The organism is Cupriavidus sp. SS-3 (genome assembly GCF_035818815.1).
GTDB classification, from domain to species: domain Bacteria; phylum Pseudomonadota; class Gammaproteobacteria; order Burkholderiales; family Burkholderiaceae; genus Cupriavidus; species Cupriavidus taiwanensis_C.
The window spans coordinates 24,753-41,670 of sequence record NZ_JAYLVT010000011.1; the positions used below are offsets into that span (position 1 = coordinate 24,753).

The 16,918-nt window shown below is 66.6% G+C and carries 11 protein-coding genes and 1 pseudogene; 8 read left to right on the plus strand and 4 right to left on the minus strand.

Annotated features, from left to right (window positions below):
• Positions 1-7: 7 nt before the first annotated feature.
• On the minus strand, positions 8-2,920 hold the full coding sequence (locus U9J39_RS17755; protein WP_326347661.1) for a type VI secretion system Vgr family protein: 2,913 nt from the start codon (positions 2,918-2,920) through the stop codon (positions 8-10).
• A gap of 223 nt (positions 2,921-3,143) precedes the next feature.
• Complete coding sequence (ilvD, locus tag U9J39_RS17760; RefSeq protein WP_326347662.1) at positions 3,144-5,003, minus strand: dihydroxy-acid dehydratase; 1,860 nt, start codon at positions 5,001-5,003, stop codon at positions 3,144-3,146.
• Between the two features lie 282 nt (positions 5,004-5,285).
• Between ilvD and U9J39_RS17765 the strand changes: the two genes are divergently transcribed.
• From U9J39_RS17765 to U9J39_RS29465, 3 genes and pseudogenes are all read left to right on the plus strand, one after another.
• Entirely contained in the window at positions 5,286-6,308 is a 1,023-nt protein-coding gene (locus tag U9J39_RS17765) for a class I fructose-bisphosphate aldolase (RefSeq protein WP_326347663.1), read from the plus strand.
• Between the two features lie 247 nt (positions 6,309-6,555).
• Positions 6,556-7,050: pseudogene (locus U9J39_RS29460) on the plus strand (ATP-binding cassette domain-containing protein); the annotation flags it as partial.
• A 420-nt stretch (positions 7,051-7,470) separates the two neighbouring features.
• Positions 7,471-8,163 (plus strand): ATP-binding cassette domain-containing protein, encoded by a 693-nt coding sequence (locus tag U9J39_RS29465; RefSeq protein WP_442784907.1) that lies wholly within the window; start codon positions 7,471-7,473, stop codon positions 8,161-8,163.
• A gap of 2 nt (positions 8,164-8,165) precedes the next feature.
• Here the strand turns inward: U9J39_RS29465 and U9J39_RS17775 are convergent, their stop codons facing one another.
• A complete protein-coding gene (locus U9J39_RS17775; protein WP_326347665.1) occupies positions 8,166-9,152 on the minus strand; it encodes a PAS domain-containing protein in 987 nt (328 codons plus the stop codon).
• Positions 9,149-10,063, minus strand: coding sequence for a LysR substrate-binding domain-containing protein (locus U9J39_RS17780; protein WP_115712160.1), 915 nt, complete (start codon positions 10,061-10,063; stop codon positions 9,149-9,151). Before U9J39_RS17780 ends, U9J39_RS17775 begins: the two co-directional genes overlap by 4 nt.
• A 100-nt stretch (positions 10,064-10,163) precedes the next feature.
• On the opposite strand from U9J39_RS17780, the gene U9J39_RS17785 reads away from it, so the two are divergent.
• The 5 genes from U9J39_RS17785 to U9J39_RS17805 all read left to right on the plus strand — a co-directional run bounded on the left by U9J39_RS17785 (position 10,164) and on the right by U9J39_RS17805 (position 16,876).
• Complete coding sequence (locus U9J39_RS17785) at positions 10,164-11,249, plus strand: tartrate dehydrogenase (RefSeq protein ID WP_115712158.1); 1,086 nt, start codon at positions 10,164-10,166, stop codon at positions 11,247-11,249.
• A gap of 273 nt (positions 11,250-11,522) precedes the next feature.
• On the plus strand, positions 11,523-13,115 hold the full coding sequence (locus U9J39_RS17790; protein WP_116380774.1) for a BCCT family transporter: 1,593 nt from the start codon (positions 11,523-11,525) through the stop codon (positions 13,113-13,115).
• A 129-nt stretch (positions 13,116-13,244) separates the two neighbouring features.
• On the plus strand, positions 13,245-14,381 hold the full coding sequence (locus U9J39_RS17795) for an aromatic ring-hydroxylating oxygenase subunit alpha (protein WP_326347666.1): 1,137 nt from the start codon (positions 13,245-13,247) through the stop codon (positions 14,379-14,381).
• A gap of 38 nt (positions 14,382-14,419) precedes the next feature.
• Positions 14,420-15,868 (plus strand): NAD-dependent succinate-semialdehyde dehydrogenase, encoded by a 1,449-nt coding sequence (locus tag U9J39_RS17800; RefSeq protein WP_116313411.1) that lies wholly within the window; start codon positions 14,420-14,422, stop codon positions 15,866-15,868.
• A gap of 30 nt (positions 15,869-15,898) precedes the next feature.
• Positions 15,899-16,876, plus strand: coding sequence for a PDR/VanB family oxidoreductase (locus tag U9J39_RS17805; protein WP_326347667.1), 978 nt, complete (start codon positions 15,899-15,901; stop codon positions 16,874-16,876).
• Positions 16,877-16,918 lie beyond the last annotated feature (42 nt).

A 16,918-nucleotide genomic window follows, 5' to 3' on the forward strand; every position in this document is an offset into this window, starting at 1 on the left:
GCCTTCCTCATTGCAACATCGAGAACGGCGCCCCGCGCTTGGCGGCCTCCAATGCGCACTCAACGCAAACACTGGAAGGGAATAGCGGAATGCCATAAGACTGACTCACCGGCCCCTCGAACTTCCTCTGCGCCGCCTTGTAGGTAATCGGGCCGGGACATTCGAAGGTGATATTGCCGCCCTCAATCGTGATGGCAGCCCCACCAGCCGTCCCAATGTGAATCCGCTTGGCCGCGGCAAAGTCCACATTCATGTTGGCCGACACAATGGTCAGGTCCTCACGCGCCGCCAACATAAGCAGATCCTGCTGCGCCTGGAGATCGATATCGCCCTGACCTGCCGTCAGTTGCAGGCCGACGTTTCCGTCGCCGGCAGCTGAGAGTCCCGCCGCCACGCCAATCGCCTGACCCGCATGGATGCGCCCCTGCCCTGCGACGGCGACATTGCTGTCCTGCCCGCTGGCCATTACAACGCTTTCCCCATTAGCGATCTGCAAGTCCTGTCCCGCGACGACGGCCACGCCAGCCCGGCCGTTGAGGTGGACCATCGGCTCGATTTGGTGCGGCACCATTCCCGGCGTGCTGGTATTGCCGCTAGCCGCGTCCTCCTTTGCTGCTTCGAGCGATTGTCCATCTACCATGCCTGCCGTGGCCGTTGCTTGCCTCACCAGCGGTGAATCGTCATCCTTCGCGGTCGAAAGGGCGTGGCTTTGATGGGTGGTAGCGCCATCACTCAGCGTCCTGACCAGATCGCCCGCCTGCCGCAGCAGTGCGATGCCTGCAGCGTTGTCACCCGTTGGCAGTACGTGGCCCGTGGCGGCATCGCGATAGGTCGTCAACAACAGCCCGGCCCGGCCGCGTACCGCGGCGTAGCCATCGGTCCGCAACTCGAATCCCTGGCCTCGGAAGCTGCCGCGGCGGTTGTCCTGCTGATGAATTAGATGGCCGAGGTTAAGCTGGGTAGCTTGTTCCGTCGTTGCCAGTTGCGTGCGCAGCTGCCCGTCGCTGTCGTCAAGCACCAACTGGTTGTAGCCCATGCCGCCGTGTTCCTGACTCTTGAAACCGGTCAGCGCTGCGGCATTACGGTGTCCGTCTGGGTCAGTGCCCATGCCATGCCACGCGGGGCTGTTGCCACTGGCCAGGTTGCCTTGCGCGCTCGACTGGCTGTCAGAGCCAAGCGCATAAATGCCAGTGGCCTCATAGGGTTGGGAGAACGTGCTGCCGTTCATGGACTTGCCGCCCGGCGTGGGCGGGATGCCGGCTTCGCCTTGGCCGTTGTAGAGCGCGCCGATCACGAACGGCTGGTCGATGTCGTCATCCGCAAATTTGACTAGCACCTCCTGCCCGATGCGCGGCAGCCATTGCCAGCCCATGCCGGCCCCAGCCTGCCGTTGCGCCACGCGCACCCAGCGGCTGCTGCGGTCGTCGGCGCGCTCGCCGCGCTGCCAGGGAAAGCGCACGCGAATCTGACCGCGCGGGCTGGCGTGATGTTCGGCATTGCCGGACGGCCGCGTCTGTCCGTCGGGGCCGACTACGATCGCCGTATGAACGCCGAGCGGGGTGGCGCGGCTGTAAAGACGCGGACAATCAGCGCCCAGGACACGCGCGCGCCATGGCCGCCGCGCGTCGTAGGCGCGGAAGAGGCACGCGTAGCCCTGCTGTTGCGCTACCGCTTTCAGCGCGGAGGTAGGGCTGAGCCGGTCAGCCTCGGACAGCGGAAAGGGGTCCGGCAAGCCAAGCGTGAGCTCGGCAATATCGGGGGCCGGTAGCGGTGTGTCGAAGCACAGTGCCGCGTCCAGCGGTCCCAACCGGTCGGCCAGCGCCGCACGCGTGTCGGCGGCGAGGCTGTTGATGCCGCAGTGCTCGACGGCGTCGATCAGCAGCGGATAGCCGATGCCATCGTCATCCAGCGGGGGCAGGTGCGGGCAGCCATTGACGGTCAGCCGGGTGCCGCTACGCAGCGAGCGCACCGAGGCGCGCCCAGTGAAGCGCAGCGAACGGATTTCGATCGCTTCCATGACCTGTTCGGCGACCCGCTGGGCGCTGGCTGCGTCCGGCGCGAGCGACAGACTCACCGACAGATAGGGGTCCGGGCTCGCGGCGCGGTTCACATGGCCAGCGAAGCGCGCCGGGGCGTGAGCCCGGATCGTGCGCTTGGCTTCTGCGTCCCACGCGGACACGGCGACGCCTCCCACGCCGACCGATGTTTCGCAGGCCAACTGCTGGATAGCGTCCCGGGCTTCCTGGCTATGCGCACGGTGGAAACGAATGCCGCCGCCATCCGCCGACTCGGTGTCTTCGGGCAGTTGCGCGCTGTCGGCAAAGATCACCACAGCGTGACCACCGGCCGCTTCATCTTCTTCCACCACGGTGTAGCCCAAACCGGCCTCGGCCAGCAGGCGCGACAGGAACTGGTAATCGGTCTCGCGGAATTGCGCGACGTGGGGGCGCTCGCCGATTGCCGCGATGCGGGCCTCGGCGCCGGCGGCATAGCGCCACTGCACGTAGGGCGAATATGGCTGCAGGATCGCCTCGATGATGCTGTCGAGGCGGCGGCTCTGGAAAACCTGGCTGTTACGCTGCTGCGTGGTCAGCCATAGCCACGGCACCACGGTCAGCCGGTAGCGCGCCAGGCTGCCATCCGCGCCGAGCTTCTCGGCCTGCCGGATCAGGCCGGTACGGCGCGACTGCCCGCCATCTGCAAGTGCGGTAAGTAGCGTGACGCGCTGCCCAAGCAAGCTGTCGAGCGGGATGCCTGCATTGGCGCTGAGCGCGATGATGCGTGATTCCGCAAGCATCGAGATACCTTCGCGGCCGATCCATGCTTCGACGGCAAGTTCCTCGAGCGGCGAGCTGCCGTCCAGCCTGTACAGACGGTGGTGCGATGAAAAAAGATGCTGATAGAGCGTGGCAAGGTCCATTTTCCGTACAACCAGGGCAGCGCAATCACCGATGGGCGGAACATGCGAATTTGCCGCGAAACGGTACGGAAGTCCATCAGAAATGTATTAAATGATATTTATATCTATTTCTAGCAGATTAAAGAACCGTCAATGAGGGCCTCTGCCGGCTTCGCTAAACAAAAAAAGCCGCTCAAAGAGCGGCTTCCCATGACGCAAGCAGGCACCCAGCCCGCCCCTCGCATCAATCGTCCAACAACGACAAATCCCTCACCGCGCCCTTGTCCGCCGACATCACCAGCTTGGCATACGCCTTCAGCGCCGCCGACACCTTGCGCGGGCGCGGCTTGGCCGGCTTCCAGCCCTTGGCGTTCTGCGCTTCGCGGCGGCGCGCCAGTTCCTCGTCGGACACCAGCACGTTGATGGTGCGGTTGGGGATGTCGATGCGGATCTTGTCGCCGTCCTGCACCAGGCCGATGGCGCCGCCGGCCGCGGCCTCGGGCGAGCAGTGGCCGATGGACAGGCCGGAGGTGCCCCCGGAGAAGCGGCCGTCGGTCAGCAGTGCGCAGGCCTTGCCCAGCCCCTTGGACTTGATGTAGCTGGTGGGGTAGAGCATTTCCTGCATGCCGGGGCCGCCCTTGGGGCCTTCGTAGCGCACGATCACCACGTCGCCGGCCTTGACCTTGTCGCTGAGGATGTTCTCGACCGCTTCGTCCTGCGATTCGGTGACGTGGGCGGTGCCCTCGAACACCAGGATGCTTTCGTCGACGCCGGCGGTCTTCACCACGCAGCCGTCCAGCGCGATGTTGCCGGTCAGCACCGCCAGGCCGCCTTCCTTGGAGAAGGCGTGCTCGTAGGAGCGGATGCAGCCTTCGGCGCGGTCCAGGTCCAGGCTGGGCCAGCGCGTGTTCTGGCTGAACGCCACCTGGGTGGGAATGCCGGCCGGGCCGGCCAGGTAGAACTGCTTGACCGCCTCATCCTGGGTGCGGGTGATGTCCCACTGCGCCAGGGCGTCCTTCAGCGTGGGCGCGTGCACCGTCGGCACGTCGGTGTGCAGCTTGCCGGCGCGCTCCAGCTCGCCCAGGATGGCCATGATGCCGCCGGCGCGGTGCACATCCTCGATGTGGTACTTGTTGGTGTTGGGCGCGACCTTGCACAACTGCGGCACCACGCGCGACAGGCGGTCGATGTCGGTCATGTCGAAGTCGATTTCCGCCTCGCGCGCGATCGCCAGCAGGTGCAGGATGGTGTTGGTCGAACCGCCCATGGCGATGTCCAGCGTCATGGCGTTCTCGAACGCCTTGAAGCCCACCGCGCGCGGCAGCACGCGCGCGTCTTCCTGCTCGTAATACTGGCGGGCCAGTTCCACGATGCGGCGGCCGGCGCGCTTGAACAGCTGCTCGCGGTCCGCATGCGTGGCCACCACCGTGCCGTTGCCGGGCAGTGACAGGCCCAGCGCCTCGGTCAGGCAGTTCATGGAGTTGGCGGTGAACATGCCCGAGCACGAGCCGCAGGTCGGGCAGGCGGAACGCTCCACCTCGGCCACGTCGGCGTCGGAATACGCGCTGTCGGCGGCGATCACCATGGCGTCGACCAGGTCCAGCTTCTTGAACTCCATGGCCTTGGTGACGGGGTTGGCCAGGCGCGTCTTGCCGGCTTCCATCGGCCCGCCCGAGACGAAGATCACGGGGATGTTCAGGCGCATTGCGGCCATCAGCATGCCCGGGGTGATCTTGTCGCAGTTGGAGATGCACACCATGGCGTCGGCGCAGTGCGCGTTGACCATGTATTCCACCGAGTCCGCGATGATGTCGCGGCTGGGCAGCGAATACAGCATGCCGTCATGGCCCATGGCGATGCCATCATCGACCGCGATGGTATTGAACTCCTTGGCGACGCCGCCCGCGGCCTCGATCTCGCGCGCGACCAGCTGGCCCAGGTCCTTCAGGTGCACGTGCCCCGGCACGAACTGCGTGAAGGAGTTGACCACGGCGATGATGGGCTTGGAGAAGTCTTCGTCTTTCATGCCGGTGGCGCGCCACAGCGAGCGCGCGCCCGCCATGTTGCGGCCGGCGGTGGAGGTTTTGGAACGGTATGTGGGCATGGTCTTGCTTTAGAAGTATCGCGGTAGGAAGCGGGCCGCGGGAATAAGGGCCCTGGCATGCCCGTGCGATCAACCTCTTGAGCTGCGCCGTGGGCAAAGCCGCGATTATCCCACAGCCGGCCGGGCAGGTTATGCCGTCCCGCCCGTGGCGTCCGGCGCGCGCAAACGCCGCGCAATGTTCGGGCGGCCACCATGGGAGCGCGCCATTTGTCCCCGACGCCCTTGCGCGATCGCCGTTTCGGGGAAATGCTTGCGCTTATGTCACCTGCGCGGAGCAACGTCATGGACACATCAAGTGAACTGCAAGCCACCGTGGATGCCCTGGCACAGCCGGGCAAGGGCCTGCTGGCCGCCGACGAGAGCGGTCCGACCATTGCCAAGCGGTTCGAGCGCATCGGCGTGGAATCGAGCGAGGAGAACCGGCGCGCGTGGCGTCAACTGCTGCTGGGCACGCCGGGGCTGGGCGACTACATCAGCGGCGTGATCCTCTACGAGGAAACGCTGGGCCAGAGCGCGGACGACGGCACGCCCTTGCCCGAACTGGCCGCGCGCCAGGGCATCGTGCCCGGCATCAAGGTCGACAAGGGCAAGCTCGCCCTGGCGCTGGCCCCCGGCGACGAAATCACCGAGGGCCTCGACGGACTGGGCAAGCGGCTTGCCGGCTATCGCCAACAGGGTGCGCGCTTTGCCAAGTGGCGCGCGGTCTACAACGTGTCGGACACCCTGCCCGGGCGCGCCGCCGTGCAGGCCAACGCCGAGGCGCTGGCCCGCTACGCCGCGATCTGCCAGCAGGCCGGCGTGGTGCCGATCGTCGAGCCCGAAGTGCTGATGGATGGCGGCCACTCCATGGCCCGTTGCGCCCAGGTGACCGAGGCCGTGCTGCACGAAGTCTTCCACGCCCTGCACCGCTACGGGGTGGCGCTGGAACACATGCTGCTCAAGCCCAGCATGGTGCTGCCCGGCAAGGACGCCGGCCAGGCGCCACCGTCGGAGGTCGCGATGCAGACCGTGCAGGTGCTCAAGCGCACCGTGCCCGCGGCGGTGCCGGGCATCTTCTTCCTGTCTGGCGGACAGACTCCCGCCGAGGCCACCGCAAACCTCGACGCCATGAACCGCCTGGCGCCGCTGCCGTGGCGGCTGTCCTTCTCCTATGGGCGCGCGCTGCAGGAACCGCCGCTGCTGGCCTGGCGGGGCGACGCTGCCAACGCCGGGCAGGCGCAACAGGCGCTGCTGCTGCGCTCCCGGCTGAATGGCATGGCCTGCCTGGGGAAATATGACGCGGCGCTGGAAAGCTCCGCCAGCTGAATGCTGCCGCTGCGCCTATGCCCGCCGGGCGTAGGCGCTTGGCCAGCGTCCACACGACGCCTGACCAGGGTCCATGCGCGTTGCGCGACATTGCGCGGCGCCGCGGATGCTTTTAACATTGCGGGCAATCCCCCATCACCGAGGTACTCGTCATGCGCCATTGATGCCGCCGTCTTCATGACGGCCAGTCTCCACCTACCCCCACGAGCAGGGGGAGTTCCTGGCATCCCTGGATGGACTCATGACGCATCCCTATCTCGCGCTGGAAAGCGTGTCTTACGTTCTTCCCGACGGCAGGACGCTTTTCTCCGACCTCACCGAACAGTTCGACCAGCGTGCCAGCGGCCTGGTCGGGCGCAATGGCGCCGGCAAAACGGTGCTGGCGCGCATGCTGGCCGGACAAGTGCAGCCGACCGGCGGCCGCTGTATACGCTCCGGCAGCGTGTATTACCTCGCCCAGCAGGTATCGCCTGCGCCTGGCGCTACGGTGTCGGGCCTCGCCGGTGTGCAGGCCACGATCGATGCGCTCGAACGCATCGAAGCGGGCAGCAGCGCGCCTGACGATTTCGATGCCGTGGGCGAGCGCTGGGATGTGCGCGTGCGCCTGCAGGACGAACTGGCGCGCAATGGCCTGGACCATCTCGATGCCGCGACGCCTGCCAGCGCGCTCAGCGGTGGCGAAGCCATGCGCGTCACGCTGATCGGCGCATTGTTGTCGGATGCCGATTTCCTGATCCTGGACGAGCCCAGCAATCACCTCGACCGGCCGAACCGGCAGGCGCTGCTCGCGCAGCTGCAGCGTTGGCCGCGCGGGCTGCTGGTGGTGAGCCATGACCGGCAACTGCTCGACGCCATGGCGCGCATCGTAGCGTTGTCTTCGCTGGGACTTCGCAGCTATGGGGGCAACTACACCTTCTACGCCCAATGCACGGAGCGCGAGCGGCAGAACGCGATCCAGCAACTGGAACAACGCAAGCTCGAACGCCGGCGCGAAGAGCAGTCCCTGCGCGAACAACGCGAACGCCTGGAGCGGCGCCAGGCACGTGGCAACCGGCATGCACAAGAGGCCAACCAGGCCAGGATCCTGCTCGGCCGACAGAAGGAACGCAGCGAAAGCTCGGCCGGCAAGCTGCGCCAGCAGCATGCCGAGACCCGGCTGGAAATGGCCGAGCGCGTGCGCGAGGCCGCGCAGCGGGTCGGGCACGACCTGGCCATCGTCGTGCACGAGCTGCCGGTTGCCCTGGCTTCGCAAAAACGTGTCGCGGAACTGGAGGCCGTGGAGCTGCCCTTTGTCCAGGCTGCCACGCGCCAGATCAGCCTCACGCTGACGGGGCAGCAGCGCGTGGGCGTGGTCGGCCCCAATGGCAGCGGCAAGTCGACCTTGCTCAAGGTGCTCGCGCGCCAGCTGCAGCCCCTGGCCGGGACATGCAAGCTTCCGGTGCAAGGCATCTACCTCGACCAGCGGCTGGCCAGCCTGGACCCGCGGCGTCCCGTGCTGGAACAGATGCTGGCGGCCAACCCGACGACGAGCGAAGGCGATCTGCGCATGCGCCTTGCGCACCTCGGCCTGGATAGCGGGAAGATTGCAGTGCCTGGCGGCTCGCTCAGCGGTGGCGAGCGTCTCAAGGCGGCGCTGGCGTGCGTGCTGTATGCCGATCCACCGCCGCACCTGCTATTGCTGGATGAGCCCAGCAATCACCTGGACCTGCCTTCGGTACAGGCGCTGGAAGCGATGTTGCGCGGCTACCAGGGCGCGCTGGTGGTCGTGTCCCACGACGACGCGTTCATGAACAACCTTGGCTTGACGGATCGGCTGGTGGCAACGGAACAGGGCTGGCAGACAGCGCCATGGTGATGTCAGGTCACCCGCATCGCCAGGGCGTAGTACGACGCGCCGTCATCGCTGTGCTCCAGCACCGCGCGCACCGTCACCGGCAGCCCGCTTCCATCTTCCCGTTGCAGTTCGGCGGCAAACGTCGCGCGGGGCCGGTTGCGCGTCATCCTGCGCAGGCGGGCCCCGGCCTCGGCGCAGCGCCTGGCAAACCCGTCGCCCAGCAGCGCCTCGGCGTCGCCGCCAACCATCGCCACCAGCGCCGCATTGACCGATTCGCACCGCAGCTTGCCGTCCAGCAGCGCCATGCCTTCCGAGGTCAGCTCGAACACCGCCCGGAACCGCGCCTGCTGGTCGCGCAGTGACTGCTCGGCGAGCTTGCGCGCAGTGTTGTCCATGCTGATGCCGACGATCTTGACGATGCGTCCGTCGAGTTCGCGCACCGGCGTGGCGCGCGACGAGATCCAGCGGATGCTGCCATCGGGCTGGATCAGGCGGAAGTCGAATTCGTGGGCCTTGCCGGTGCGCACCGATTCCTCGTAGGCGGCGTTCATCATGGGAACGTCATCGGCGGGCACATGCTTCCAGAAGCTTTCGTTGCTGACGATGCGCCAGCCGTACACGGCCTCGACGTTGGACGAGTAGGTCACGTCGTCGGTGATCAGGTTCCATTCCCACGTGACGATGCGCGCGCCCTCCTGCGCCAGCTTCATGCGCGCCTCGCTCTCCATGATCTCGGCGGTATAGCGGCGGCGCATGTCGGTCATGGGGATTTCCACCGCGCTGGAGGTTTCGGCCTCTTGCCGGGCCTGTTCGCCGTAGCGCAGCCAGATCCAGTTGACATCCAGGAACGCCGCCAGCTTGCGCAGCTTCTCGTAGTCGATCTCGCCGCCCCGGGTCCACTTGTGGACGGCCGGACGCGACACGTCTAGCGCGTTGGCCACCGCCTGCAGCGTGAGCTTCTTGTGTTCGAGCAGTTCCTTGAGGCGGAAGGCAAAGCTGTTTTCTGTCATGTTGTGGATTCCCCCGTGGCACCGCCGAGATGCCGCATGAAAAACTCGACGCAGGCGCGCACGCGCGCGGAGCCGGACAGGCGCGAAGGATACACCGCCCAGATATCGGCGTCCTGGCGGTAGTCGGGCAGCACCTGCACCAGGCGCCCGGCGCGAAGGTCGGGCGCGATATCCCACATCGAACGCAGCATGACGCCATGCCCGGCCAGCGCCCAGCCGGTGACGATCTCCCCATGGTTGGACGACAGCCGTCCGCCCACCTTGACGCTGCGCTCGCCCTCCGGCCCCGTCATGCGCCAGATGCCGAACGGGTGGTCGCGCTCCTTGGTGACCAGGCAGTCGTGCTCAGACAGCGCCTCGAGCGTCTGCGGCACGCCGCGCGCCGCCAGGTACGAGGGCGCCGCGCACAGCACGCGCCAGTTGCGCGCCAGGCGGCGCGCGATCAGGTGCGGGGCAATGTCGTTGCCGATGCGGAGGTCGAGGTCGATGCCTTCGGCCACCAGGTCGACCAGCTTGTCGAATACGTCGAAGCGGATTTCCAGCCCAGGAAACTGCTGGCAAAGCGTCGAGATCAGCGGCGCGACATGGCGCCTGCCGAAGCCCACGCTGCTGCCGATGCGCACCAGCCCGCGCGGCGCGCCGCCGGCGGCAGCGATTTCATCCCTCAGCTGCCCGATCTCGTCGAGCATGTGGCGGGCCCAGCGGCACACGCGCTCGCCGTTTTCCGTCAGCGATACCTGGCGCGTGCTCCGGTGCAGCAGTTGCGCGCCCAGCACCTGTTCCAGCGCCTTGACGCGCTTGCTGACATAGGCCGGCGAACTACCCAGCTCTTCGGCGGCGGCGACGAAGCTGGCGCGCTGCGCGACCAGGCAGAACACCCGCAGGTCTTCCAGTGGGGGCAGATTATTCACGATTCGTGTTTCCTGTATCCACGCTGGCGCGGATGATCCGCGCCGGGTTTCGCGGCATTCTCGGTCGGACCTGACCACCAGACCCGAGCGAGACACCGCCATGACCACACCATCTCCTGCTGCATTCCGCATCGCCGCCATTGCCGGCGACGGCATCGGCAACGAAGTCCTGCCCGAAGGGCTGCGCGTCGTCGAAGCCGCCGCGCGCAAGTTCAACCTGCCGATTGAAGTGCGCCACTTCGAATGGGCCAACTGCGACTACTACCTGCGCCACGGCAAGATGATGCCGGACGACTGGAAGCAGCAGCTCGACGGCTTCGACGCGATCTACTTCGGCGCCGTGGGCTGGCCCGACAAGGTGCCCGACCACATCTCGCTGTGGGGCTCGCTGCTCAAGTTCCGCCGCGAGTTCGACCAGTACGTCAACCTGCGCCCGGTGCGCCTGCTGCCCGGCGTGCCGTGCCCGCTGGCCGGCAAGAAACCCGGCGACATCGACTTCTACGTGGTCCGCGAAAACACCGAGGGCGAGTACAGCCCCGTCGGCGGCCGCATGTACGAGGGCACCGCGCGCGAGATCGTGATGCAGCAGTCGGTGTTCAGCCGCCACGGCACCGACCGCATCCTCAAATACGCCTTCGAGCTGGCGCAATCCCGTCCGCGCAGGAAGCTGACCTCGGCGACCAAGTCCAACGGCATCGCCGTCAGCATGCCGTGGTGGGACGAGCGCACTGCGGCAATGGGCGCGCAGTACCCGGAGGTGGCATGGGACAGCCAGCACATCGACATCCTGTGCGCGCGCTTTGTGCTCCAGCCCGAGCGCTTCGACGTGGTGGTGGCCTCCAACCTGTTCGGCGACCTGCTGTCGGACCTCGGCCCGGCCTGCACCGGCACCATCGGCCTGGCGGGCTCGGCCAACCTGAACCCGGAACGCAGGTTCCCGTCGCTGTTCGAGCCGGTGCATGGCTCGGCGCCGGACATCTACGGCAAGCAGATCGCCAACCCGATCGGCATGATCTGGTCGGGCGCGATGATGCTGGACTTCCTTGGCGGCGAAGCCGGACGCCAGGCCCATGACGCCATCCTCGCCGCCATCGAGACCGTGCTGCGCGAAGGTCCGCTGACGCCGGACGCCGGCGGCAAGGCCGGCACCAGCGAGGTGGGCAAGGCCATCGCGGCCGCGCTCTGAACCTGCGCGGCGAGCGGGACGTGATGCCGGGTTCGCGCCCGGCATCGTATTCCCACAACGCAGCGCGCACCGTTCGTCACACCCGCAATTTTTTTCCACGCGGAGCTTGTGCATGTCCGGAATTTTGCATAGAGTTTCCGTTAACTAATAGTTACTGTAAACCATTAGTTAACAAAATACAAGCAATCTGAACGCGGGCACCACCCGCGCCCGGGCAGACAAGTTCCACCCCAAAACCAACCCGTGCGCCACGACGCATCGGAGGAGACGCACTTGAAAACTCCCACGCCCCGCCTCGACGGCTTCCTGACCGTCTGCACGCTCACCGCCGTGCTGGTCACCGTCATCGCCATGGTCCGCTGGCCCGCCGAAGCGGCCGCCACCGCCACCCTGCTGTTTGAATGGTCCACGCGCTCGTTCGGCTCGCTGGTCCAGATTTTTGTCTTCGGCTGCGTCATCGCCTGCCTGGCGCTGGCCTTCAGCAAGTACGGCAACGTGCGGCTGGGCGAAGGCAAGCCCGAATACTCCACGCTGTCATGGGTGTTCATGTTCATCTGCGCCGGCATGGGCTCGTCGACCATGTACTGGGGCGTGATGGAGTGGGTCTACTACTACCAGTCGCCCGGCCTGAACGTGCCCACCGGCACGCGCGAGGCGCTGGAGCACTCCATCAGCTACTCCTTCTTCCACTGGGGCCTGAGCGCGTGGGCGGTGTACGCGCTGCCGTCGCTGGCGATGGCGTACCACTTCCATGTGCGCAAGAACAAGGGCCTGAACCTGGCGTCCATCGTCGAGGCCATCACGGGTTTCCGCGCCACCGGGCCGGTGGGCCGGCTGGTGGACCTGATCTTCCTGCTGACGATGTTCGGGGCGCTGACGGTGTCGATCGCGCTGACCGCATCGACCTTCACGCGCGGCCTGTCCGGGCTGTTCGGCGTGCCGGATACCTTCGTCACGCAGCTGGTCGTGATCGTCGGCGTGTCGGTGCTGTTCTCGGCGAGCGCCTACGTCGGCATCGACGGCGGCATGCAGCGCCTCAGCCATATGGTGTGCTGGGGCGCGCTGCTGCTGGCCGCGGTGGTGTTCGCGATCGGGCCGACCCTGTTCGCCGGCAATAACATCGTCAACGGCCTGGGCCTGATGCTGCAGAACTACGTGCACATGAGCCTGTTCACCGATCCCACCGGCGACGGTGCCTTCAGCCGCGGCTGGACCGTGTTCTACTGGCTGTGGTGGGTGTCGTACTCGCCGGGCGTGGCGATGTTCGTGGCGCGCGTGTCCAAGGGCCGCAAGATCAAGGAAGTCATCTACGCCCTGCTGCTGGGCGGCAGCGTCGGATGCTGGTTCTTCTTCGGCGCGCTGGAAAGCTACAGCATGCACCAGTTCATCACCGGCGCCATCGACGTGCCGCGCATCCTGAAGGAGCATGGCGGCGAGGCCGCGGTGGAAATGCTGCTGAGCGCGCTGCCGGCCGGCAAGGTGTTCCTGGCGGTGTACCTGGCGATCATGATCGTGTTCCTGGCCGCCCACGTCGATGCCGTCGCCTACGCCGTGGCCGCCACCACCACCCGCCATCTGAAGGAGGGACAGGACCCGTCGCCGACCAGCCGCGTGTTCTGGTGCGTGATGCTGACGCTGGTGCCGCTGGCGATGCTGTTCGTCAAGGCCTCGCTGGAGACCATGAAGACCGCCGTGGTGCTGACCGCGATCCCGTTCCTGGTAATCCTTGCGATCAAGTTGTTCGGTCTGTTCCGCTGGCTGATGCAGGACTACGCCGACACGCCGGCCCACCTGATCGAAACGGCCCGGCCCGAAGCCGAGGGTGCCGTGACCACCGAGCGGCAGGCCGCCATCGCCAAGGCCTGATCGCGCCAGAGGGGACGCGCCTCGGCGTCCCCTCTCGGGAAACTTTGCCGCCAACTGGCTCTATTTTTACGCCGTGCTGTTAAACAATATTTAACTGGTAACCACAAATTAACTAAAGGAAACGGAATCATGGAGAAAACCCTGGACACCGCCGCCGTCAAGCTGCCTGCCGGCTTCTGCGCCGACGACGAAAACGCCTGGACCCTGCCCGCCTCCTTCTACACCACGGACGCGGTGTTCGAGTACGAGAAGGAGAAGATCTTCGCCAACAGCTGGATCTGCGTGGCCCACCGCAGCGAACTGGCCGAGTCGAACGACTACGTGACGCGCGAAGTCATCGGTGAAAGCATCGTCGTGCTGCGTGACCGCGAAGGCGTGCTGCGCGCCTTCTACAACGTCTGCCCGCACCGCGGCCACCAGCTGCTGCAAGGCAGCGGCCGTGCCAGGAACGTCATCACCTGCCCGTACCACGCCTGGACCTTCAAGCTCGACGGCGAACTGGCGCTGGCGCGCAACTGCGACAACGTGCCCAATTTCGACAAGAGCAAGTCGAGCCTGGTGCCGGTGCGGGTCGAGGAATACGCCGGCTTTGTCTTTATCAACATGAACCCGGACGCGGGCAGCGTCGAGGAACAGCTGCCCGGCCTGGAAGCGCGCATGCGCGCCGCCTGCCCCGTCATCGACGAGCTCCACCTCGGCGCCCGCTTCGTCACCGAGACGCCGGCCAACTGGAAGTCCATCGTCGACAACTACATGGAGTGCTACCACTGCGGCCCCGCGCACCCCGGCTTCTCTGACTCCGTGCAGGTCGACCGTTACACCCACACGCTGCACGACAACTGGACGCTGCAGTTCGGCCATGCCAAGTCGTCGGAGAAATCCTTCAAGCTGGACGAGTCGGTGAAGGACCCCAGCTTCAGCGGCTTCTGGGCCTGGCCCTGCACGATGTTCAACGTCCCGCCGGGCGCCAACTTCATGACGGTGATCTACGAGTTCCCGGCCAGCGCCGAAGTCACGCTCCAGCACTACGAGATCTACTTCCTGAACAAGGACCTGACCGAGGAGCAGCAGAAGCTGGTCGAGTGGTATCGCGACGTGTTCCGCCCCGAAGACCTGCGCCTGGTCGAAAGCGTGCAGAAGGGCCTGAAGTCGCGCGGCTATCGCGGCCAGGGCCGGATCATGGTCGACCGCCAGCGCAGCGGCATCAGCGAGCACGGCATCGTGCATTTCCACCGCAAGGTGGCCAGGGAATACGAAGGCGCGTGAGCGCCGGTACAGCCAATACTGAAACGGAGACCAGACCCATGCAACTAAAGGACAACGCCCTGTTCCGCCAGCAGGCCCTGATCGGCGCCGAATGGACCGACGCCCCCGACGCCGCCACCGTGGCCGTGACCGACCCCGCCACCGGCGATCTGGTCGGCACCGTGCCGCTGATGCGCGAGGCCGGCGCCGTGGCCGCGATCGAGGCCGCCAATGCCGCCCTGCCCGGCTGGAAGGCCCGCACCGCCAGGGAGCGCGCCGCGCTGCTGCGCAAGTGGTTCGACCTGATCATCGCCCACGAGGACGACCTCGCCGCCATCATGACGCGCGAGCAAGGCAAGCCCCTGGCCGAGGCGCGCGGCGAGGTGCGCTACGCCGCCTCGTTCATCGAGTGGTTCGGCGAGGAAGCCAAGCGCCTCTATGGCGATGTGATCCCCTCCCCCGCCGCCGACAAGCGCCTGGTGGTGGTGCGCGAGCCGATCGGCGTCTGCGCCGCGATCACGCCATGGAACTTCCCGGCGGCGATGATCGCGCGCAAGGCCGCCCCCGCGCTGGCGGCCGGCTGCACCATGGTGGTCAAGCCCGCCAACGAGACGCCGTTCAGCGCCCTGGCGCTGGCCGAGCTGGCGCTGCGCGCCGGCATCCCCGCTGGCGTGCTCAACGTCGTTACCGGCGACGCCGCGGCGATCGGCAGCCAGTTCACCGGCCACCCGCTGGTGCGCAAGCTGTCGTTCACCGGCTCCACCCCGGTCGGCCGCCTGCTGATGCAGCAATGCGCCGGCACGGTCAAGAAGGTGTCGCTGGAGCTGGGCGGCAATGCGCCCTTCATCGTGTTCGAGGACGCCGACATCGATGCGGCGGTCGAAGGCGCGATCCAGGCCAAGTACCGCAACGCCGGCCAGACCTGCGTCTGCGTCAACCGCCTCTATATCCACGACGCGGTCTATGACCAGTTCGTCGAGCGCTACGTGAAGAAGGTGGCCGGGCTGCGCGTCGGCAACGGCTTCACCGCGGGCAGCGAGATCGGCCCGCTGATCACCGACAAGGCGGTCGCCAAGGTCGGTGAGCTGGTGGCGGATGCCGTGAGCAAGGGCGCGCGCATTGCCATCGGCGGCGGCGTGCATGAGGCCGGTGCGCAGTTCTTCGCGCCGACGGTGCTGGCCGACGTCAAACCCGGCATGCGCGTGCTGGACGAAGAGATCTTCGGCCCGGTCTCGCCCATCGTCCGCTTCACCTCGGAGGCCGACGTGGTGCGCATGGCCAACGACACCATCTACGGCCTGGCCGCCTACTTCTTCAGCCGCGACATCGGCCGGGTCTGGCGCGTGGCCGAGCAGCTCGAGTACGGCATCGTTGGCATCAACACGGGCCTGTTCTCGAACGAGGTGGCGCCGTTCGGCGGCGTGAAGCAGTCGGGCCTGGGCCGCGAGGGCTCGAAGTACGGCATCGAGGACTACCTCGAGATGAAATACCTCTGCATGGCGCTGTAACGCGCGGCAGTACACCCGGAAGACAGCAGCATGGGCAATACCTACCAGACCCTCCAGGTGCGGGTCTCGCGCATCGAGCACGTGACCCCGCTGATCAAGCGCTTCACCATGGAAGCGCTCGACGGCGGCGAGCTGCCGCCCTTTACCGGCGGCAGCCATGTCATCGTGCAGATGCGCGACGGCGAGCGCCAGTACAGCAACGCCTACTCGCTGATGAGCTCGCCCGACGCGCTCGGCAGCTACCAGATCGGCGTGCGCCGCGAAGAGCAGTCGAAAGGCGGATCGGCGTTCCTGCATGACAAGGTGGCCGAGGGCGACGCGCTGACCATCACCACGCCGAACAACCTGTTCGCACTGAACCATGGCGCGCATCACCACGTGCTGATCGCTGGCGGTATCGGCATCACGCCGTTCATGTCGCAGATGCACGAGCTGCGCAAGCGCGGCGCGTCGCACGAACTGCACTACGCGTTCCGCGCCGACGAGCACGGCGCGTTCCGCGATGAGCTGGCGGCGCTCACGCAGCAGTCTTCCGGGGGCCAGGTCCGCTTTTACATCGACAGCCAGGGACAGAAGCTCGACCTGTCCGGCCTGCTGGGCAGCATCGACGCCGGCGCGCATGTCTATGTGTGCGGCCCGGCCCCGCTGATCGACGCCGTGCGCCAGGCAGCGCGGGACCGGGGCCTCGATCCGTCGCGCGTGCACTGGGAACAGTTCGCCGCGCCGGAACAGGCGGGCGACGCCTTCACCGTGGTGCTGGCCAAATCCGGCAAGACGGTCGAGGTTGGCGCGGGCGAATCGATCCTGAAAGCGATCGAGCGCGACGGCACCGTGCCGGTCGAATGCCTGTGCCGCGAAGGCGTGTGCGGCACTTGCGAGACCCGCATCCTGGAAGGCGAGGCGGCGCACTTCGACCAGTACCTGAGCGACAAGGAGAAGGCTGCGCAGAAGACCATGATGATCTGCGTCTCGCGAGCCAGGGGCGGCAAGCTCGTGCTCGACCTGTAAGACCACGACAGGCCGGCGCATCGGACGCCGGCCACCATCCAC